The organism is Bifidobacterium moraviense (assembly GCF_012932365.1).
Classification (GTDB): Bacteria; Actinomycetota; Actinomycetes; order Actinomycetales; family Bifidobacteriaceae; genus Bifidobacterium; species Bifidobacterium moraviense.
This window is the reverse complement of sequence record NZ_JAAIIH010000001.1, coordinates 66,470-86,784: the sequence shown is the minus strand read 5'-3', so window position 1 is coordinate 86,784 and position 20,315 is coordinate 66,470. Positions and strand designations below refer to the sequence as shown.

Annotated in this window: 21 protein-coding genes; 6 read left to right on the top strand and 15 right to left on the bottom strand. The window is 64.9% G+C overall.

Features of this window, described 5'->3' with window-relative positions:
* Positions 1-69 precede the first annotated feature (69 nt).
* The 3 genes from G1C96_RS00395 to G1C96_RS00385 all read right to left on the bottom strand — a co-directional run bounded on the left by G1C96_RS00395 (position 70) and on the right by G1C96_RS00385 (position 2,604).
* Positions 70-897, bottom strand: coding sequence for a histidine phosphatase family protein (locus tag G1C96_RS00395; protein WP_169274682.1), 828 nt, complete (start codon positions 895-897; stop codon positions 70-72).
* A gap of 200 nt (positions 898-1,097) precedes the next feature.
* Positions 1,098-1,853 (bottom strand): helix-turn-helix domain-containing protein, encoded by a 756-nt coding sequence (locus G1C96_RS00390; RefSeq protein ID WP_335341897.1) that lies wholly within the window; start codon positions 1,851-1,853, stop codon positions 1,098-1,100.
* 52 nt (positions 1,854-1,905) lie between these two features.
* Entirely contained in the window at positions 1,906-2,604 is a 699-nt protein-coding gene (locus G1C96_RS00385) for a L,D-transpeptidase (RefSeq protein ID WP_240945030.1), read from the bottom strand.
* A gap of 248 nt (positions 2,605-2,852) precedes the next feature.
* On the opposite strand from G1C96_RS00385, the gene G1C96_RS00380 reads away from it, so the two are divergent.
* A complete protein-coding gene (locus G1C96_RS00380) occupies positions 2,853-3,698 on the top strand; it encodes a sulfite exporter TauE/SafE family protein (protein ID WP_169274681.1) in 846 nt (281 codons plus the stop codon).
* 15 nt (positions 3,699-3,713) lie between these two features.
* Here G1C96_RS00380 and G1C96_RS00375 read toward each other — a convergent pair whose 3' ends face one another.
* From G1C96_RS00375 to G1C96_RS00365, 3 genes are read right to left on the bottom strand one after another with little or no spacing between them, the layout of a single operon-like run.
* Positions 3,714-4,130: a peptide deformylase gene (locus G1C96_RS00375; RefSeq protein ID WP_169274680.1), complete on the bottom strand. Its 417-nt coding sequence runs from the start codon at positions 4,128-4,130 to the stop codon at positions 3,714-3,716.
* Entirely contained in the window at positions 4,112-4,648 is a 537-nt protein-coding gene (locus tag G1C96_RS00370) for a GNAT family N-acetyltransferase (RefSeq protein WP_240945029.1), read from the bottom strand. Before G1C96_RS00370 ends, G1C96_RS00375 begins: the two co-directional genes overlap by 19 nt.
* 5 nt (positions 4,649-4,653) lie before the next feature.
* Positions 4,654-4,959: a hypothetical protein gene (locus G1C96_RS00365; RefSeq protein WP_169274679.1), complete on the bottom strand. Its 306-nt coding sequence runs from the start codon at positions 4,957-4,959 to the stop codon at positions 4,654-4,656.
* Between the two features lie 150 nt (positions 4,960-5,109).
* On the opposite strand from G1C96_RS00365, the gene G1C96_RS00360 reads away from it, so the two are divergent.
* Positions 5,110-5,856, top strand: coding sequence for a hypothetical protein (locus tag G1C96_RS00360; protein ID WP_169274678.1), 747 nt, complete (start codon positions 5,110-5,112; stop codon positions 5,854-5,856).
* Here G1C96_RS00360 and G1C96_RS00355 read toward each other — a convergent pair.
* The gene (locus G1C96_RS00355; protein ID WP_169274677.1) at positions 5,843-6,508 is read right to left on the bottom strand and encodes a GNAT family N-acetyltransferase; all 666 of its coding nucleotides are present in this window, start codon (positions 6,506-6,508) and stop codon (positions 5,843-5,845) included. The genes G1C96_RS00360 and G1C96_RS00355 overlap by 14 nt on opposite strands.
* A 171-nt stretch (positions 6,509-6,679) precedes the next feature.
* Here G1C96_RS00355 and G1C96_RS00350 point away from each other — a divergent pair, with 171 nt between their 5' ends.
* Both G1C96_RS00350 and G1C96_RS00345 read left to right on the top strand, forming a co-directional pair.
* A complete protein-coding gene (locus G1C96_RS00350; protein ID WP_205831981.1) occupies positions 6,680-7,954 on the top strand; it encodes a Fic family protein in 1,275 nt (424 codons plus the stop codon).
* A gap of 165 nt (positions 7,955-8,119) precedes the next feature.
* Positions 8,120-8,998, top strand: a complete 879-nt coding sequence (locus G1C96_RS00345; protein ID WP_169274676.1) for an Abi family protein — start codon at positions 8,120-8,122, stop codon at positions 8,996-8,998.
* Positions 8,999-9,060: 62 nt separating this feature from the next.
* Here the strand turns inward: G1C96_RS00345 and G1C96_RS00340 are convergent, their stop codons facing one another.
* From G1C96_RS00340 to G1C96_RS00305, 8 genes are all read right to left on the bottom strand, one after another.
* Complete coding sequence (locus G1C96_RS00340) at positions 9,061-9,588, bottom strand: Na+:H+ dicarboxylate symporter (RefSeq protein WP_169274675.1); 528 nt, start codon at positions 9,586-9,588, stop codon at positions 9,061-9,063.
* Positions 9,581-10,414, bottom strand: a complete 834-nt coding sequence (locus tag G1C96_RS00335) for an ImpB/MucB/SamB family protein (protein ID WP_335341896.1) — start codon at positions 10,412-10,414, stop codon at positions 9,581-9,583. Before G1C96_RS00335 ends, G1C96_RS00340 begins: the two co-directional genes overlap by 8 nt.
* 264 nt (positions 10,415-10,678) lie before the next feature.
* On the bottom strand, positions 10,679-11,938 hold the full coding sequence (locus tag G1C96_RS00330; RefSeq protein ID WP_169274673.1) for a HipA family kinase: 1,260 nt from the start codon (positions 11,936-11,938) through the stop codon (positions 10,679-10,681).
* Positions 11,939-12,115: 177 nt separating this feature from the next.
* The gene (locus G1C96_RS00325) at positions 12,116-12,427 is read right to left on the bottom strand and encodes a DUF2442 domain-containing protein (RefSeq protein WP_169274672.1); all 312 of its coding nucleotides are present in this window, start codon (positions 12,425-12,427) and stop codon (positions 12,116-12,118) included.
* Between the two features lie 15 nt (positions 12,428-12,442).
* On the bottom strand, positions 12,443-12,709 hold the full coding sequence (locus G1C96_RS00320; protein ID WP_094668249.1) for a DUF4160 domain-containing protein: 267 nt from the start codon (positions 12,707-12,709) through the stop codon (positions 12,443-12,445).
* A 245-nt stretch (positions 12,710-12,954) separates the two neighbouring features.
* Positions 12,955-14,049: a redox-regulated ATPase YchF gene (gene ychF / locus G1C96_RS00315; protein ID WP_169274671.1), complete on the bottom strand. Its 1,095-nt coding sequence runs from the start codon at positions 14,047-14,049 to the stop codon at positions 12,955-12,957.
* A 94-nt stretch (positions 14,050-14,143) separates the two neighbouring features.
* Positions 14,144-14,953, bottom strand: a complete 810-nt coding sequence (proC, locus tag G1C96_RS00310; protein WP_169274670.1) for a pyrroline-5-carboxylate reductase — start codon at positions 14,951-14,953, stop codon at positions 14,144-14,146.
* A 59-nt stretch (positions 14,954-15,012) separates the two neighbouring features.
* Positions 15,013-16,353 carry an alpha/beta fold hydrolase gene (locus tag G1C96_RS00305; RefSeq protein WP_169274669.1) on the bottom strand — a complete coding sequence of 447 codons (1,341 nt, stop codon included), beginning with the start codon at positions 16,351-16,353 and terminating at the stop codon, positions 15,013-15,015.
* 251 nt (positions 16,354-16,604) lie between these two features.
* Between G1C96_RS00305 and G1C96_RS00300 the strand changes: the two genes are divergently transcribed.
* Entirely contained in the window at positions 16,605-19,250 is a 2,646-nt protein-coding gene (locus tag G1C96_RS00300; protein ID WP_169274668.1) for a sensor histidine kinase, read from the top strand.
* Between the two features lie 34 nt (positions 19,251-19,284).
* Positions 19,285-20,037: a response regulator gene (locus G1C96_RS00295; protein WP_169274667.1), complete on the top strand. Its 753-nt coding sequence runs from the start codon at positions 19,285-19,287 to the stop codon at positions 20,035-20,037.
* Positions 20,038-20,315: the final 278 nt, after the last annotated feature.

Here is a 20,315-nt window from a genome sequence, read left to right as displayed (position 1 = left end):
ATGCGCGCGGGACGTTTCCGCGCGGCACGGCGGGCCGGCGGCGCAGCCGTCAGCGCATCGGCACGACCGTCAGCGCGAGTACTCCAGCAGATGCGGGTCCACCGCGTGCACCACGTCCACCAGATCGCCGTTGGACATGATGGGACGCTGGAATTCGCGCCACGGCTCCACCTTCACCTCCCAGCGGCCGGTCTCCTCCACGTACACCGGCCGCGCGGTCTGCTCCCAGCGCACGCGCTTGGTGGTGCGGCCCGTGTTGGGGTCGCGGCGCGAATAGTGCAGGCACGTGCAGTTGGTGATGCGCCATTCGTCGGAATCCGCGCGGTGCAGGAACTCCTCGTCCGAGAGGTCCTCCAGCGTGAGCATCAGCGCGAGCATGAAGTCGCCGTGCGTCACGGCCACCACGGACTCCGCGTCCGACTTGCGGTTGAGCGACGTGAGCAGGTTGTGGACGCGGTTCTCCGAGACGTCGGCGATGGATTCGCCCGCCGGCGGACGCCAGTACAGCGGGTCCGTGGCCTTGAACATCCAGTTGCGCTCGTAGTTCGTCTTGAACTCGTCCTTGGTGATCGTGTTGATCTCGCCCCACGAGCGTTCGCGCAGCGCGCGCGTCTCCTCCCAGCGCGCCTTGGGCAGCGCCATCGTGGCCGCGGTCTCGCGCGTGCGCACGTAGGGCGACACGAGATAGCGGTCGAACAGCTGCTGCTGCGAGACGAGCCAGCGTCCGATGCAGTCGGCCTGCTTGCGCCCGGTGGCGGTGAGCCTCCAGGAGCGGTCGGGGACGGTCACGTTGTCCTGCGTGTACAGGGAGTTGTCGCCCTGCTCGCCCGCCTCCACGATGACGTTCGCCTCCGATTCGCCGTGCCTGATCACATAGAAGTCAAGCGGCATTCCCATGGTTCGTTGCTTCCTTTGCCTCGTTCATCGTCGATGTCGCATGCCGCCGGTCCCGCCGGCGGCGCGGTAGCCACCACGGTAGCGCATCGCCGGGCGCGGCGGCGTCACTGACGCGCTCCACGGCTGCGGATCGCGGAAGAATTCACCCGGCGTACAGCGACCGGACACGCATGCGCCTCCGCCCGCGCGACGCCCGTCCGTCATTCCGGCCAGATGCCGCTGCGCGCGTACCGGTCGCGGTACGTCTTGGGCGTCATGCCGGTGGCCGCGTGGAACACCTTCGTGAAGTGGCTCTGCGAACGGTAGGCGAGGATCTGCGCGATCTCGGCGATCGAATAGCGCGAATAGATGAGCATGTTGCGCGCCGCCTCCATGCGCCGGTCGGTCACGTACTGCGAGATCGGCGTACCCACCTCGCGCGAGAACAGCTCGGACAAGTAGGTGGGGTTGAGCTGCACGTGCTCGGCGAGCATGGCCACGGTGATCTTCTCGTGCAGGTGGTAGTGGATGTAGTCCAGGCACTCCACGATGGGGCGCGACTGCACGCCCTGCTTGACCAGATCGGCCATCGCCCACGTGAAGAACGTCATCATGTCGGTGTGCAGGCGCCGCACCTCGGCCACGCTCGTGCAGCGGTCCATGTCCTGGATGTAGAGGTCGGACGCGTTGTAGGCGTCCTCCTCGTCCATGCCGCCCTCGATGGCGAACCGGGTGACCAGCGTGATCGACGTGACGAACAGGTACTTCGCGTTGCGCACCGGGTCGTCGGACACGTGCCCGTACAGGCCCGACTCCCACATGCGTACGCTCTCGCGGATCGCTTCCGGATCCCCGGCCTTCATCAGGTCGTACTGGCGCATCTCCTGCACGTACGTGTGGTGCCGGACGCGGTCCTCGCGCTGGATGAACTCCAGATAGCGCAGCGTGGGATCGTCCACCACCGAGTGGCGGGACACGCGTCCGGTGCCCGTGCCGGCAGAGGAGGCGGCAGACCGCCCGGGCGCAGGGTCAGGAGATGGTGACACGGGTGCCCTTCGGCAGCTGCTCGTACACCCACTTCGCGTCCGCCACGGTGAGGCGCACGCAGCCGTGCGACGCCGGCTCGCCCAGCAGGACGGCCTGGTCCTCGATGTAGTCGCCCGCGTCCTCGCGCGTGGGGACAGAATGGAAGAGGTACACTCCGGTGATGCGCGTCCAGTAGTCGCCGCCCATGTGGTCGCGGGCGGTGTAGAAGTGGTCGTCGCGGTCGCCGTTGGTGACGAACGTGCCGTGCGGCGTGGAGTCGTCGATGCCGGTGCTCGCCACCATGCGGTAGATTTCCGTGCCCGCCGAGCGCACGTACACCATCTGGTCCGCGAGACTCACGTCCACGGTGATGTCCGGATAGTCGGCCAGGTTCGGCTGCACGCCGGTGGGCTCGCGCCAGTTCGCCCTCACCCGCTGCACCAGAGCCCGACGCGCCTGACGTTCGACCATCCCCGCGTCCACGGCCGGCACGGCGGCACGTTCCAGCTCGCCGCCCAGCTCGCCGATCGCCGCGGTCTCGGCGGCCACCCCCTCCGCGGCGCGCACGGTGAACGACAGCGTCGTGACGGCGGTGAGCAGCACGGCGAGGACCACCGCCAGCGTGGAGCGGCACTCCTTCAGCAGCGTCCATGCCTCGTCGACGCTCCAGCGGTCCTCACCCATCGAACTCCATTCCCTCATGTCCTCGATCTCCTTGCAGAGTAGGCCATCATAGCGACCCGGACGACGCCGGACAACGCGACGTGCCGCATCATCGCCGTGGGCGAATGCGGAGCCGGCGAGGCGACGCGGCACCGCCGACCACCGTTCGGAACGTCTTCCTCCGCATCCCCGCGGAACCGGTATGCTCGCTTGCGGCTTCCGGGGTCCGCGGCGGTTCCGGTCATGCCGTCATCCGCGCCGCACGAGCGAAACGATCGAGGCGTCCCATGACCATCGCCGGAACATCCGTGATCACCCTGCTGCTGGTGCTGCTGGCCGGCGTCGGCGCCGGATTCGTGGGCTACGCGGTGGGCGCGTCGTCGCTCGTCTCCTACCCCGCCCTGCTGGCGCTGGGCATCCCGCCGGTGCTGTCGAACACCACCAACACGGTGGGCGTGGTGGGCACCGGGTTCGGCGGATGTCTTTCGGCGCGCAGGGAACTGTCCGGGCATCGCACGCGCGTGGTCATCTACGCCGTCATCGGCGTGCTGGGCGGCGTGATCGGCGGCCTGCTGCTGCTCGAGCTGCCGCCGGAGGTGTTCGAGTATCTGGTGCCGCCGCTCATCCTGTTCAGCGCGCTCATCATCGCCCTCAATCCGCGCGAGCGCGCGCACGCCCGGGACGCGGTGGGCTCGGCGCTCGGCCCCACGTCGGCGCAGGCGCGCGAGGCCGCGGTCAACGCCGCCGCGCATCCGAAGGACGACGTGCGCCGCGATCCGTGGTGGATGTGGCTGGGCATCAGCTTCGTGGGCATCTACAGCGGGTATTTCGGCGCCGGTGCCGGCACGCTGGCGCTGGCCATGCTCGATGTGGGCCGGATCGGCCCGTTCCATGAGATCAACGCGCTCAAGACCGTGGTGGGGTTCGGCGCGAACGTCACCGCATCGGTCATGTTCATCGTGCGCGGCTCGGTGAACTGGCCGTTCGCCGTCGCCCTGTGCGCCGGCTGCTTCATCGGCAGCTACATCGCCCCGCCGGTCACGCGCCGCATCCCCGCGAAGGTGATGCGCGCCGCCGCGGTGATCGCCGGCGTGATCCTGGCCGTCAAGCTCGGCTGGAGCACCTATCTGTGAGCGCGCGTCCGCGGATCAGATGAGCACGCCGTCGCAGTGGTCGATCTCGTGCTGGATGATCTGCGCGGTGAAGCCCTCGAAGCGCGCGGTGCGCTCGCGCAGCCGGCGGTCCTGATACGTGACGGTGATGCGCTCGTAGCGTTCGGCGGCGCGCATGCCGTCCAGCGACAGGCACCCCTCCTCGGTGCGGTACGGGCCCGACTTCGCGACGATCCTGGGGTTGAGCATCGTCATCCGACGCCTGGTCTCCTGATCGGCGAACACGATGATGCGCCTGGACACGCCGATCATGTTGGCGGCCATGCCGACGCAGGCGTCGGCATGCGCGGCGAGCGTGTCGTCCAGATCCGCGGCGACGCCGAGATCGTCCGCCGTGGCGGGCGCGGACGGGATGCGCAGGAACGCGGGAGAGGTCATGACCGGTCGCTGCATGGGGTGTCCTTTCCGGGAGCCTGGGTGAGGTCCCTGGCGAGATTCCTGACGAGCCAGCCGTGATGCCCGCCGTCGTACATGTCCGCGGTGGGTTCGTAGCCGAGCCGCTCGTAGTATCCGAACCGTTTGCGCGCCGCATGCACGGCCGCGATCCGTCCGCCGAGCGCGCGGATGCGGGATTCCGCCTCGGCGAGCATCCGTGTGCCGAGTCCGCGACCCTGCAGTCCGGGAACGACCGCAAGCCGGGCGATCACGTACCGTCCCGGCTGGTCGGGATGGTCCGGGTCGGCGTAGTACCGGCAGGTCGCGACCGCCGCGCCGTCGAGGAACCCGAGCAGATGCACGGTCCCGGAGCCGGATTCGTCCCGGTCGTCGAATTCGGGACGGGCGTGGGCGAGCTCCGTGAACGCGGCGAGGCGGATCCTCCGTGCCTCGTCCGTCGCATGGTCGTACGCGCGGATCTCGAGCGGCTCGCCGACCCGGACGTCCGTCATCGATGCGTGGGATGCGCGGTCCATGGGATTCAGTGGTTCGCGTTCTGCACGATCTGACTGATCGACGTGCCGAACCGCTCCTGAAGCTGGCCGTACGCCTGATTGAGGATCAGGTTGCCGGGCACGGTGCCGATGAGGAACGCGAGCACCGCGGCGATCACCGCATGCAGCACGGTCCGGACGATGCGGATGACGACCTTGAACGCCACGACGGCGAGCGCGACGCCCACCACGAGCGTGATCGCGGTCTTCGCGGCGCCCGGCAGCGCGCCGTACCACAGCGCGATCTGGTCGAAGCCCGACAGTTGCTCCTTGAGCTGGCTCAGCTGGTCCATGCGTGCGCTCTCCTTGTACGTTTCGGGTTCCCCAACCTTGCCCCGAACGGGCGACATCGGCGTGAGACGCCTCCGTCCGACGCGGTCGTTCCGCCTTATCGTGGAGTCAGGCTGCGCCGCCTCCTTCGACGGCGATGGAGGGAGGATCCCATGGGAATCCGGCGATATGTGGCGGACGACTTCGCCGACATGACGACCGAGCGTTCCGGGGCATGGCTCGGATGGACGGCGGTCGGATCGCGCGCCGCGACGGAGAGCATGGCGCGATCGCGGCGCACCGCCGACCGCGCGGAACGGATCGCCGTCATGGTAGCGGCATTCGTGTTCGCCATGTTCCTCTTCGCCGGGATCATGAGCCTGATCTTCGCTCCGAGTCCGACGCGATGGCGCAACTGGCAAGGCCTGCTCTGCCTGCTGTGCTCCGCCATCGCCCTGGCCATGCTGATCCGACTCAGGGCGCAATACCGCGAGGAACGCATGCACATACGATCCGTGGCGCGCGATCCTGCCGTGATCGGCGTCGAGGCGAGTGCCCTGCCGCCGACGCTGCGCATGGCCGCCCGCCCCGACTACATCGATTCGGACGGCGTGCTCGTGAGCCGCACCGTGTCGCGCATCCTGTGGGACGGCATGCATGGATGCCGGCGCTGCAGCATCCCCGCCTACGTACCGCAGGAGGTCTGGGAGCGGCTTGCCGGGCCGGGAATGCCGGGCGTCGCCGCCGATCCGCTGCGTCGCTTCATGGTCTGGGTCGATCTTCAGGCCTATGGGAACCGTCTGACGATCGCAGGCATGCGGGTCATTCCGGGCAACGCGACCGCCGACGCGCTGCGTCCCCAAGGCACGCAGACCCTGTTCCAGTTCGCGCCCGGTGACGATCTCCTCATCGAGGGATGACGCTGCCGACGCCTGAAGCCGCCCCGCGCTCTCGCCACCATTCGTCGGCGGTGACGACGTGCAGCGTCTCATCGTGGTATTCGTCGATGAGACTGAAGTAGTTGTGGTGCGACTCGCCCGCCGCCGTCATGCCGCACCTGTCCATCACATGCCCGGACCGCGCGTTCTCCGTGTAGTGGGCGCCCCACACCGCGTCCACGCGCAGCGTCTCGAACGCGTAGGCGAGCACGGCGCGCAGCGCTTCGGTCGCATAGCCGCGTCCCCAGAACGGGCGGCCGATCCAGTAGCCGACCTCCAGCGCATTGCCGCCGAGGTAGCGGCCGTAGCGTTCCCCGAACGCGGCATCCGACGCGAGATCGCCGTCGATGTGCCGCAGCGGCTTGAGATCGATGCATCCGACCGGCGCGTCACCGCCGGTCTCCCCCGTCGCTGCCGCCGCGCCTCCCCGGACGGCGATGGCCCAGTTGGCGCTCGACGCGAACACGTCGCGGATGACGGCCATGCTCTCCTCGGGGGTTTCGTGCGGCGGCCATCCGCACAGCGGGCCGATCTCGGGATCGGAAGCGCAGCGGAACAGCGATTCCGCCTCGGCCATGTCGCCGGTCTTCCACGGGCGCAGCAGCAGCCGTTCGGTCTCGATCGTCACGCTCATCGCATCTCCCCTCGGTTCGGATCAGGTATATGACGCTAGCACGCTGCGGTGGCAGCGGGCACGCAGGAACCCGACTGGAGCGGCGCAAGCCCTGCAGCTGGTTGATTGTGACTCGATTTAATCTTATAGTTTCTATAATTACAGGCGCAATCAGGAAAGCAAATTGCAGCAATGAACATGAAATATAGAAGTTTGGCGCGAGTATTCCACGCTGACAGAACGAACGACGCCTTCGGCAACCATGCGATGCTCGTCCGGCAGCGGCTTGAAGCGGACTCCACATTCAGGACCGGAGTCATCACGCCATTGGGCGAACTGTTCGCAGCCACGCCGCGCGAAACATCCATGCTCACCGAGAAAATCCTTCTCGCAGAGCGCCGCGTGTCCCGGCTATGGAACCAGTTCCCCGGCGTCATGCGGTGGGACTACATACGGCACGCCATCAGCGAGGAACTGTTCGCCACCAACGAGATGGAGGGCGTGCGCAGCACCCGCAAGGAAACCCGTGACGCCGTGGATGCTGCCGACAAGGCCAGAACAAACGGCGACGAATCCAAGGCCCGGTTCAGCGAATTCGCCAAGCTGTACCTGAGTCTCACCGACAAGAGCTCCGCGCTGCCGTCGGGAATCGCGGACATACGCAACATCTACGACAAGGTCGTGCTCGATGAAATCAGCGAAAGCGACAGACCAGACGGCGAGCTGTTCCGGAAAGGCGACGTGGAGATACAAGGCCCGCACGGCCTCGCGATTCACAACGGCGTCACAGGCGAAGGCAACATCAGCGCGCTCCTCACCGACATGATCCATCTGGCGACCTCCGACGAGATTCCCCGACTGCAATCGGCCATCATGGCGCACTTCCTGTTCGAATATGTCCACCCGTTCTACGACGGCAACGGCAGGACCGGCAGGTACCTTCTGGCCCTCTACCTGAACCACGACCTGACCATGCCCACCGTGCTGTCCCTGTCCCGCATCATCGCAGAGAACAAAAACGCCTACTATAAGGCGTTCATGGAAGCCGAGGACAAACTGAACTGCGGAGAGCTCACATTCTTCGTAAACACCATCCTCGAGTTCATCAGCAAGGCCCAAGGCGAGCTGATCGACGAACTCGAGGTCAGGGTCGACCAGCTCGCCAAGGGTCTGGCGGTCTGCGACCAGCTTGAGCAGGAGCGCGGACTGTCCGCAAAAGCAGCCTCGATACTGTACGGCGTAATTCAGGAGGAGCTGTTCGACTCGTCCAAGTCCATGACGCTGGACGACGCCGCATACCATATCAAGCTATCCAAGCAAAGCGCACGAAAGTACGTAGAAGAGCTTCTGGACGCAGGCCTCGTCGTCCGATCCGGGAAACGCCCCCTGACAATACGGGCATCGGACTCGCTGAGGGGAATCCTCGAAGCCGGAATGGACGGGCATGCGGCCATGACGTCTCGATGATTGCAGCGTCCCCGAAATACCCGCTTGCTGTCTGCACCGTGGACGATGCCGCCCGAACCATCGCCGTCGGTTGGGGCCGGATGATAGGCTCAGCGGCAACAGCAGCCTTCCACGCCTCCTCGCAGTGCGCAACCCGGAGGGCTCTTTTCGTTTCTGGAGGCGTCGGTGGAACCCGCGAAGAGCCTGGATGAGACGATCACGCTCCTGGAGTCACGGGGACTGACCATGCCGGATCGCGATGCCATGCGGCGGATCCTGTTTGACGTCAGCTACTACCGGCTATCGAACTACTTCCGTGCGTTCCAGAACGATCCGACGAGCGGAGGACCATTCAAACCAAACGTCGACATCTCGGACATCCTTGAACCGTATCGGCTGGACGGCGAGCTGCGTTCCATGATCCTGCGCGGCACAGAGCTCATCGAACAGGTGACGAAGTCCCGCTTCGCCTATCTCGTCGCTCAGCATGGCGGCGCATACTCGTATGCATGCATCGACTCATACGAGCCGATCACCGATCCCGCAGGCATCGAGCTTCGCACTGCGCTGGTCCCCAGCATCCGCAAATGGATAGAAACGTCAAACAAGACGACCATCCGCCACTACCATAAAACCGACGCGCCGACGCCGATATGGGCAGCCGTGGAGGCACTGCCGTTCGGTGCCGTGTCTCAAATGCTCAGCCTGTATAACGACACTGCCGTATTCAAGGAGCTGTACCGGTCGCTTGGCGTGCGTACCAAGCTGCGCGCCGCATCCGAGATCATCCACGCGATAGTGCATCTGCGCAACCTCTGCTCGCATCACAGCAGACTGCGGCATCGCGAGATGGTCATCGTGCCGCAGGTCACCCGAGACATGCGCCGACGTTACCCGGACTTCGAGTACGAGCAGCGATCGGTCGCTCAGGCGCTGATCGCATTGCTCTATCTTGTGGATGAAATCAACCACGACGATTCGTACTCCAGCAAGATCATCGGCTTCCTCTCCGCGCACCATCGCTACAACGAGGGCATACATCATCCGCTGCAGTACTGGGCATAAATCATCCTTGAAAACCAGAGTCCAATAGTTCTGATCAAACATTCGCGAATCTCAAAAAGCACTTATAAGTTACCAGATTTACGTCTCTGAAAAGCATGTTTCATGTCTTCATTTGATAATGGTTCTTGTATCATCATCGACGCTTTTTCCATGAAAAGGGTATACTTTAGCCAATGAATACTTCTGATGAGTTTCACACCCATCAAGATAAGAGCCCAAAGCGAAATTGCAGTAGCAGTTCTCTCACACGTTTTCCAAAGGCAAAGAGATACGATTGGAGCGACAGCAGAAGCTGCGGTCCATGCGATAACACTAAGCCAGTTTCTAGATAATTCATCATGGTACCTTTTGTGGGTTACCTGCATATATCGTGATACCGACTGATATGTCATAGTACAAATGAATGTTGCAGCAGCCATGACAAGACCAGAGAGGGTAGAGATCGCTACGAAAACATTCTGAGAAACGTTGTCGTCAGGCGTAGGAGCATGCAAGAGGAACAACCAACCGCCGACCACAATCACAGGAGCGAGCATGTCAAAACCCGGGTGCGCCACGAGCGCAGCTCCGAATTTTGACATTCTACTCATACTCTTCTCCTCCTGATATCTGGTATAGATCGGTCTGCTTTTCAGCACAAACTTTTATTAGATGTTCAACGAGACTAGTGAATTGTTTCGGCTCATTTTCGCCAATTATGATGTCTTCCTGTTCCACGACCGGATGCTCTACAAGCTTAAGTTCGAGCAGCTTACCAGCGAGGTCTATCCCGTTGACTTGCATCTGCCTATTCTGCTTCGCCGCAAAGCTGACAAAATCACCCATCATCTCCTTAAACTTACGTGCGGGAGCAGCAAGGAGAGCATCACTCGGAATGGATACCTTTATTTCTACGTCTAAGTCAGCACCAATCGCATCAGATATTTCCCCATAAAACTCACCAGTTGTACCACCTTCGAACGACACCGAGTCCAAAGTACGTCTAGTGGTAAACTTTGCGTTAAACGAGTGTAATTCTTTGAGTTCCTTCTTAAAACGTTCGATACTATCAATTGTTATTACAGGTTGTACATCCCATTCATATTCTTTTCCTTGCGGCCAAAAGTGGTCAAGCGCCTTCTTCAATGGCTCGACACTTTTACTAGCGGTTCCACTGATCCGCCCTACAAGAGCATATTCAGGAAAGAATGCAAATGCCGATGATTTAGCTAAGTCTCCTCCACCTCCCGCAAGGTAATTGTCCATATAATCCGTAACACGCTCGTTTTCCCGATCTATGTATTGCATGAAGGTAGGGTCGAACTGTTCAGAAACACTCAAAACTGGGTAGTCCCTGCCTAGAATCGCATCATACCTGATGCCCCCAATAGCTTTCTCCCCCCATTTCAAGGACCTGAAGCCAGTGAGAGCTTCCACCCAATTCACGTCTCTGACCGACTTATACGATATGGTCTCACGAGACCTGAGACGAAGCCAATAGAACGCGACAGTGCGTTGTATTGTCTTAGACATTAGACCACTTCCTTATAATCATTTCAGACGCCATCTTCGGATCTACGTAGATTATACAGCAGCGCTTCGCATTCATCAAACGATACATATATATCCAAGCATTTCATTCAAAAATGAACACGGAATCCAAAGTGGTATCCATTGGATGTGAATGCGAAATCCTTGTTCTTACCAAAACCGTAGACTCTCGTTGCGGATCACGGGTGCGTTCTCGATAGAGGACCGCAACGCGTCAAGCTGGTCGGCGAGCTTCGCCTCGTCCGCCACGGGGATGTCGAGCAGCGTGCGGGCCGCGGCGTGCAAGTAGCTGTTCAGCGCCTCGATGCGGCCGTCCTCAAGCGGGTACGTCGGATCGTTCTCCAAGGTGACGTCCAACGCCCTGCGCAGCATCTCGTGCTGCGCGACCCCCATGATGGCTGCACACTGGTCGCGGAACGTCATGCGCGAGTTCGACGGTTGGCGCTCCCCCAGCACCTTCGGCGTCCACGCGCCACGCTCCCAGTCGGACTGCATGTCGTTCTTGAACAGCGCCATGTTGTGGTCGAACAAAGGCGCCGGGCCAAGGATGCGACCGGTGTGATTGTCGCGCAGAAACCCGTGGTTGTTGGCATGACGGTCCTGATTGACGATGAGCGCGTCGAACACGAGCATCGTGCGCATCGCCTCGAACGAATCCTCCGACACCGCACGGGCGGTGGCGAGGATCTCCGGGAACGAGGCGAGTTGCGTGGCCGCGTAGAACGGTACGAACGACACATCCTTCGAGTTCATCGACGGGCACACCGACGCCAGCTTGCCCTTCCAGCGGGCCATCCGGTATTCGACCGCGTTCACGCCGATTTTGTGCGCCAGCTGCGAGGCGAGGTACTCGGAATACGGTTCCAAGCCCGCGTTCGCATAGCCTTCGGAACCGGACTTCCACAGTTCCAGACCGTTGTCCGTATGCCGCCATGCCTTCGGGAACTGCCCGTCCGTCGTCCATTCGCTCGACAGGCCGATCGCATGCTTCTCACTCGATGTGTACCCCGTGTACGCCACGATGGCGAGCGTCTCGTCCAACGGATTGTCGTACAGATTGATGTCCGCGAACCTGAGATTCTCATCGTCCCGTTCGACCCAGAACGAGTCGTTGACCGACAGTCCTTTGCACAGGTCGATGATGCCGAGCGTATCCGCGATATTCAGTCCGGCCTGAGCGAGGATCTGGGCCGCGAACTCACGGTTCTTCGGGATGGTCCGCCGCTCCAGCCAAGCGGCGAGCTTCGCATCATCCGGTGCAGGGGCCAGCGGGAACGGCAGCAGCGTCCGCTTCGACTCGTCGAACCAGCGGATGCGGGCCTCGACCTTGCCGGCCAACAAGCCCTCGCCGTATGCGGCATCGAACCGGAGCAGCGGAACATCATACAGACGCAACACATAACCGGTCATATCCGCTCCCTCCAATCAAATACGCACCGAGCCCATTGCGGCGCAATCCCGTATGACAAAAACTGTCTACAGTATAGACAAGGGCCTTGGAATCACTGGAATTCCAAGACCATCGGCGCTATGCGGCAATCACTTAGACACGTTGAACTTGAACTCAAGCCATGTCGCTATACGACATCACGCCGAAACCAGTTCGCCATGAGCGGCGTATTCGTATGAGTGCTCGTACAGATATGTGGGAGAGATGTCGATGTCACCGTCGCACCAAGTCAGGATGCCGTGATCGATGCGAAAGTTCTCGAACGTCTTCTCATCACGCAGCGGGGCGAAGGCGGGGACATCGTCGTACATTTCGGTGAAATCGCACAGCCGTGTTTCACCGGTGGAGAACGTCACCAGCATGACATGGTCATCCGTGACGCGGGCTGAACGGACCTCCAGCTCCCGGGCGGGTTCATCCGCATACAGGATGCCGTTTATCTCAAACATGACGGGTTCCTTTCCTCACGAAAGCGGCTTGATACGGTCGAACGGACGTCCGGACACGGCCTCGTTCCACGCCTTGTACAGCTCATCCTCATGCAGCACCAACCATGCGGCCACCAGCTTGTACTGCTTGGCTGGAAGTGAGCCGGCCAACAGCTCGCCGTCGATGCCGATGGATGCCTTGAAATCGCCGTAGTACACATGGACGTGCGGCTTGTGGTGCTCGCTCTCGTCCTGATACATCATGCGAACGATGATTCCGAAGAACCGGCTCAGCTCCGGCATGCCGCGCCTCCCCTCCGATACCTCATATGAGATAAATCTCTGTCTTGAGTATATCCCGCAGCAGGAGCGCCGTCGCCGGCAATCGGATCACATTCCCTACTCCCACGTGGGAGAGATATCGTGACTAATGCATGTCAGCATTCACATCCCGCACCATTGGGCTGAGACGGGGCGAGGTAATGTGCGATGAAACAACAAGGGCCTTGGAATCGCTGGGATTCCAAGGCACTCGGTTTATGCGGCGATCACTTGGACACGTTGAACTTGAACTCGACGATGTCGCCGTCCTGCATCACGTAGTCGCGGCCTTCCTGACGCAGCTTGCCTTCCTCCTTGATCTTCGCCATGGAGCCTTCGGCGGCCACGAAGTCGTCGTAGGAGACGATGTCGGCCTTGATGAAGCCCTTCTCGAAGTCGGTGTGGATGACGCCGGCGGCCTGCGGGGCGGTCCAGCCCTTGTGGATCTGCCAGGCGCGCACTTCCTTGACGCCCGCGGTGAGGAACGTCTGCAGGCCCAAGATGTCGAAGCCGACGCGCGCGAGCTGGTCGAGGCCGGACTCCTCAAGGCCGGCGTCGGCGAGCATCTCGCGGGCATCCGCCTCGTCGAGCTCGGTGAGGTCCGCCTCGAACTGCGCGTTGAGGAACACGGCGGGAGCGGGCGCCACGGATGCGGCGAGCCTGGACTGCAGGTCCTTGTTCTGCAGCTCGTCGTCGTCCACGTTGAACACGTAGATGAACGGCTTGGCGGTCATGAGATGCAGGTCGTACACGGAGTCCTTGTCGAAGCGGCCTTCGCGCGCGGCCTTGTCGAGCGTCTCGCCGCCTTCGAGAATCTTCTGCGCCTCCTTGACGGCGTCCAGATACGCCGGCTCGATCTTCTTGCCCCTGAGATCCTTCTCCAGCTTGGGCAGCGCGTTCTCGATGGTCTGCAGATCGGCGAGGATGAGCTCGGTGTTGATGGTGTCGATGTCGTCGGCCGGATCGACCTTGCCGTTGACGTGCACGATGTCGTCGTCCTCGAACGCGCGCACGACCTCGCAGATCGCGTCGGCCTCGCGGATGTTGGCGAGGAACTTGTTGCCCAGGCCTTCGCCTTCGGACGCGCCCTTGACGATGCCGGCGATGTCGACGAACGTCACGGTGGCGGGCACGACCTTCTCGGTGTGCACGAGGTCGGCGAGCACGGGCAGACGCTTGTCGGGCAGCGGCACGATGCCGGTGTTCGGCTCGATGGTGGCGAACGGGTAGTTCTCCGCCAGCACGTTGTTGCGGGTCAGTGCGTTGAACATGGTGGACTTGCCCACGTTGGGCAGTCCGACGATTCCGATAGTAAGAGACATGACTGCCAGACTAGCGCGACGGCTGCACTTTGCGCCTCGCACTCCGGCGCGACGCCGAGGCCTGTGGACCGGACCTCGGCGTCGGAACGCCCGATCAGCCGGCGATCGCGTCCACGGCGTCGATCACCGCGCCGCGGAACCCGTCCTTCTCCAGCTGGGCGACGCCACGGATCGTGGTGCCGCCGGGCGAGCACACCGCGTCCTTCATGGCGCCCGGATGCGTCTCCGTGGCCATGTACAACGCGCCCACGCCCTCGACCATCTTGGCGGCCAGACGGTAGGCGGTCGCGCGCTGCAATCCGTACTTGACGCCCGCGTCGGCCAGCGCCTCGATGTACATGTCGGTGAACGCCGGGGCGCAGCCGGCCACCGTCATCGCGATGGTCATGTGCGCGGTGTCGACGCGCTCGATGAGCGAGATCGGTCCGAACAGCGCCTCGAACACGGCGTTCTGCTCCTCGGTGAGCGTGCTGACGGCCTCGGTGACGAGCACTCCCTTGCCCACGGCCATCGGCGTGTTGGGGATCGTGCACTGCACGTGCATGGCGTCGAAGGCGTCGCCGAACAGCGTGCGGTAGCGTTCCAGATCCCAGCCGGCGGCGATCGACACCACGATCCTGCCGGGCCTGGCGAGTTCGTCGGCGAGCGCCGGAAGGACCGCCTCGATCTGGTAGGGCTTGATGGCCACGATCACCACGTCCGCGGCGGCGGCCACCTCCCGGGCGCTGCGCAGCGGACGCGCACCCACCTGCGCCGTGGTGCGCTCCAGCTTGTCGAAGTGCGCGGCGCAGGCGACGATGCGCCCGCCCGCGACCACGCCCGCGTCGACCAGTCCGCGCGCGATGGCCTGTGCCATGTTGCCGTAGCCGATGAAGCCGATGGTGAGATTGCCGAGATCAGTCATGTGCCGCCCTTTCGTGGAACGTCCCGCCGGACCGTGGACCGGTGGCCGGGAAACGGGGATCAGAACAGGGATTCTAGATCGCCCCTGTTAAGCGCCTCGTCATAGAGGCGTCCGAACACCACGGAGCCGTGCAGGCCGTCGTGCTCGAACTCGTTGGTGGTCCAGTAGTGCGAGGCACCCACGCGCGAGAGCGTGTCGAGCTGCATGCCGGAGTCGACGTACATGTCGTCGAAGTAGACGGCGGCCTGCAGCGGAACCTCGTTGCGCGCCAGCTGGTCGACGTCGTAGATGCGGCCCCACGAGGTGTCGTCCATGAGCAGGTCCATGGCGGCGGCGAACGGACGCAGCGCGGCCTCCTGCTCGAACATCCACGGGAACATCGCCTCGCCGGTGAACAGCAGCGGGCGCGCGCCGGTCGCGAACTCCGGGCGGGAGTCGCGCACGCGCTGGGCGGCCCAGTGGATCGGGCGCTCCAGCTCGCCGTCGGCGTAGATGAACTCCTGCAGCGGCCAGTACAGCGGACGCGACGCGGTGGCGTTCATCACGGAGGCGAGGAATTCCTCGCTCAGCGGGGAGTCCTTGGACGCCGAGCCGTCGCCGTCGAGGAACGCCTGGTCGAGGATCCAGTGCACGCGCTCGAAGCTGGGCTTCATGCCGAAGTCGGAGCCGAGCATCTGGAAGCGCTCCACGGTGAGCGGGTCGCCGTTGGGCAGCGTCACGTCGCCGTTCGCGAGGATGTCCGCCACGGCGGCGGCGCGCTCGGCGTCCTGCGGGTAGCGCTCGTAGAACTGCGCGGTCTTGCGGGCCATGCGCGGGAAGGTGTGCTCGTACACCTCGGTCGCGTCGGCGGGAACGTGCGGGATGCCGCCGCAGGTGAAGCTGGCGGTGACGCCCTCGGGGAAGAACGAGAGGTAGGTGAGCGTGAGGAACCCGCCGTAGCTCTGGCCGAGCGTGACCCACTGGCGTCCGCAGAACACGGTGCGCCGCAGGTGTTCGAAGTCCTTGACGATCGAGTCGGCGAGGAAGTGCTTGAGGTACGCGGCCTGCGCGGCGGGGTCGCCGATGCGGCGCATCACGGTGCCGTCCACGCGGCTGGAGCGTCCGGTGCCGCGCTGGTCGGGCAGGATGACGCGGAAGTGCTTGATCGCCTCGGCGATCCAGCCGTCGCTCGCGGGGTCGAGCGGACGGGGGCCGGAGCCGCCGGGACCGCCCTGCAGGAACACCAGCAGCGGCAGGTCGTCGTTCACGTGCTCCGGCGCGGTGACCACGCGGTAGAACAGGCGGATGGTCTCGCCGTCGAAGGCGTCCCCCGGCTGCTTTCCCGTCCAGTCGAGCGGTACGTCGATCGCACGGTCCTCCACCCTGAGGCCGGGTACGTAGTACTGCGCCAGCAACGTCATCGGCGTGTTCCTTCCTTCCTTTGTCGCGCAACGCGGGGCGACGCGCGGATCCGTCCGATATCCGGTTCCATCTCACCCATACGGCACGACAAACCGCCGCGGCGCCGGCCGTCGCGTCCTCCGGATCGCACGGGCTCCTCCCCCATGCGGTCCGCTGCCCCCGTCGCATCGGCCCGCTTCCGCGGGTTCGCCGCATCTCATCCCCGTGCACGATGGAGACGCGTGTGCCGCGACGACTAGCCTTGATGCCCATGACGACGATGGAACATGACACGCGCGCCGCGGAGAACGGACCGGGCGCTTCATCGCCTGCGCCCGCTCCCGCGCACCCGCATTCCGGCCGCGGACGCGTGGGAGCCTGGCTCGCCGCGCACCCGGTGGTCGTGGACGCGCTGGCGCCGGCGCTCATGCTGCTGGTGTTCTCGACGACCGGCGCGAGCGTCGGCTCGGGCATGCCCGGCGTGCTGTTCACCGCCGACGTCTGGATGTCGGACGCCGTGTGGTCGCTGGCATTGGCGCTGCCCGCGGCGTTCCGGCGCGCGTTTCCCCGCCCGGCCGCATTGGCCTTCGCCGCGCTGGCGCTGGCGCAGCTCGTCGTGGGGCCCTCGCTGGCGCTCGGCGACGCGTTCTCGCTGCTCATGCTTTACTCCGCGCTGGTCTACGGGGACGCCGCGGACACGAAACGCTATCTGGCGATCGCGTTCGCGCTGGGCACGATGGCGGCCGCGGTGACGGCGCTCTCGACGAATGCCGGTTCGCTGGTCCCGACGCTGCTGGACGGCGCCGGCGCGGGCATGCCGCAGCATTCCGAGGCGTGCGCCACGCTGTATCTGACCGGTCCGACCGGCCGATGCGTCACCTCGGTGGCGAACGACGCGGCGGTCTCCTGCGCGATGATATGGGCCATGCTCGCCAGCGTGACCGTCATGGCGTTCTGGAACCGGGCGCGCCGCGCCACGGTGCTCGCCATGCAGGAGCGCAACGCGGCGATCGAGGCGAGCGAGGCCGAGGAGCGCCGCATCGCCGCGGCGGCCGAGCGGGCGCGCATCGCCCGCGACATGCACGACGTGGTGGCGCACACGCTGTCGATCATCGTCGTGCAGTCCGACGGCGGCCGCTACGCCGGCGCGCACGATCCGGCCGTGGCGCGTTCGACGATGGAGACGATCCGGCGCGAGTCCGAGCGCGCGCTGCACGACATGCGACGTCTGCTCGGCGTGTTCGGCGGTTCGGCGCACGCGGGGTACGCCGACATGGACGCGCTGACGTCGGCCGCGGATGCGGCGCTCTCCGCGGCCGACGGCGGTTCGGTGTGCAGACAGGTCGAGGGCGCGGCACGGCCGGACCTGTTGGGCGAGACGGCCGGCGAGGCCATGTACCGGGTGGTGCAGGAGGCGCTGACCAACGCGCGCAAGTACGCCGGCCCCCATGTGCACGTCATGGTCCGGGAGCGATGGGACGACGACGGCGTGCGCGTCACGGTGAGCGACGACGGCAGGGGCGCGGCCGCCTCGCTCGACGGGCATCAGCCCGGCTACGGTCTGCTGGGCATGCGCGAACGCGTCACGGCCGCCGGCGGCACGGTGGAGGCGGGGCCGCGCATCGGCGGCGGATATGAGGTGAGCGCATGGGTGCCGTTCGCCCGCGGCGCCGAGGACTCCGCAGAGACCTCCGCGGGGGTCTCCGCTGCAGCCGGCCGGAATCGGCGGAATGCAGCGGATGCGGCGGGCGCGCGGGATGCCGCGCGCGGTTCCGGCGCCTCGGCGGGTCGGGACATGGACGCGACGGGCGGCGCGGCGACGAGCCCGACGGCCGGCACGCGCATGCAGGAGGCGTTCTCCGCCCTGCGGTCCCGTCCGATCTCCGCGCACGAGGACGCGAACCGGAACGCCTCGTCGTCCCCGGCCCGCGCGGACGGCTCCTCAGTCCCCCGACGGTCGAATGCTGTCGAACGCCTGTCGCGCTGGGCCGAACGGCACTACCTCGCGATGGACGTCGCGGGCGCGCTGCTGCTGTGCGCGTTCCTCATGCGCACGTCGTTCATGGGGTACGACGTCACCGGCAACGCGCCCCTCTCCGTGCGCGACGCCTCGCTGATCACGATGAACGCCGTGCTGCCGCTCGCGTTCCGCAGGAGGTTCCCCGAGGCGAGCGCCGCCGCGAGCGCGCTGCTGGCCGCCCTGCAGCTCGTGTTCCTGCAGCCGATCATGTACGTCAACGCGCTCTCGCTCGTCTCGCTGTACTCGGCGGTGACCTACGGCCGCGACGCGGCATGGCGGTGGCTGGGCGCGGCGGCCGCGGCGGATTCGCTGCTTGCGGGAGCCAAGCTGCTCGCCTCCCTCACGGGACACGACACGCTGATCGGCCTGGCCGACGGGGCCGCGGTCTCGGCGCGCAGCGGACTGGGGGTGCTCGCGGGATCCGCATTCTACGGGATCATGGTGGCGGTGCTCTGCGCGGGCACGATCGCGATGGGCCGCTGGACGCGCTCGCGCGGATCGAACGCGCTGGTGCTGCAGATGCGCGAGGACGCGCTGCGCGCCGAGCGCGGCAAGCAGCTGACGATGGCGGCGAACGCGGAACGCGACCGCATCGGCGCGTCGATCCGCGGCGAAGTGACGGCCACGCTGACCTCCGTGGCCGATCAGGCCGCGGCCGGGCTGACGATGCTGGACGATGCCGCGGCCCGCGGCGAGACGCCGTCCCCGGAGGCGATCACGGACGCGTTCGGGTCGATCGGACGGCAGGGCCGCGAGGCGCTGGCGCACATGCGCCGACTGCTGGGCGTGCTGCGCGAGACCGGTTCGACCGACGAGGCGCACCGCGACGGCCTCGACGCCATGCGCCTGTCCCCCGCGGCTCCGATCGACGACCAGATCTCCCATGTCCGGCGATGACGCGCGGCGGACGCGTGCCGCTACAGTGGAAGGCATGAGTGAGACGCAGAGCATCAGGGTGGTCATCGCCGACGATCAGGAGCTGGTACGCGCCGGCTTCGCCATGGTCATCGATTCGCAGCCGGACATGCAGGTGGTCGGCCAGGCGCGTGACGGCGCGCAGGCCGTGGAGCTGGCGCGGCGGCTGCGCCCGGACGTGGTGCTCATGGACGTGCGCATGCCCGGCATGGACGGGCTCGAGGCCACGGGACGCATCACCGCGCCCGAGACGGACGACGCGCGGGGCGGGGACGCGGACGCCCGGCCGACGCGCGTGATCATCCTGACGACCTTCGATCTGGACGAATACGTGATGGCCGCGATCAACGCCGGCGCATCCGGATTCCTGCTCAAGGACACCGAGCCGGAGACGCTGCTCAACTCCATCCGCACGGTGTACAACGGCAACGCGATCATCGCGCCGTCCGCCACGAAGCGACTCATCAAGAAGATGATGGAAGGCGGATTCGCGAGCGCCGCGGCTCCCGGCGCCGCGGCCGCGCCCGGGCCGGCGCCCGCGCAGCAGACCCCGGCACCGTACGTCGACCCGGAGCTCGCGCTGCTCACCGACCGCGAGCGCGAGGTGCTCGTCGAGATCGCGCACGGGCTGTCGAACCAGGAGATCGCGGACCGTCTGTTCGTCTCCCTGCCCACGGTGAAGACGCACGTGGCGCACATCCTCGCCAAGATCAACGCCCGCGACCGCGTGCAGGCCGTGGTGTTCGCCTACGAGAACCATCTGGTCTGACGTCGGACATCTCTGAGAGCGTTCACATAGTGGCCATCCCGTCTCCGCCCGCCACGGCGCTTCCTATGGTGTACCGCGGTTCGGGTCGCAAGGCCCGCACGGAATGGAAAGCCGCGCCGAAAGGAGGTTCGTCACGATGACCGGAAACAACGTCGCCTGCGTCGTTCTGCCGCTGTCCGCGCGAATTATTATTCCGTCGTCGTTGGCGGACTGATCGGCACGCTTCAAGCTGTGCCCCGCCAACGAGGGCAGGGTCCAGCGGACACAATCTCGACGGG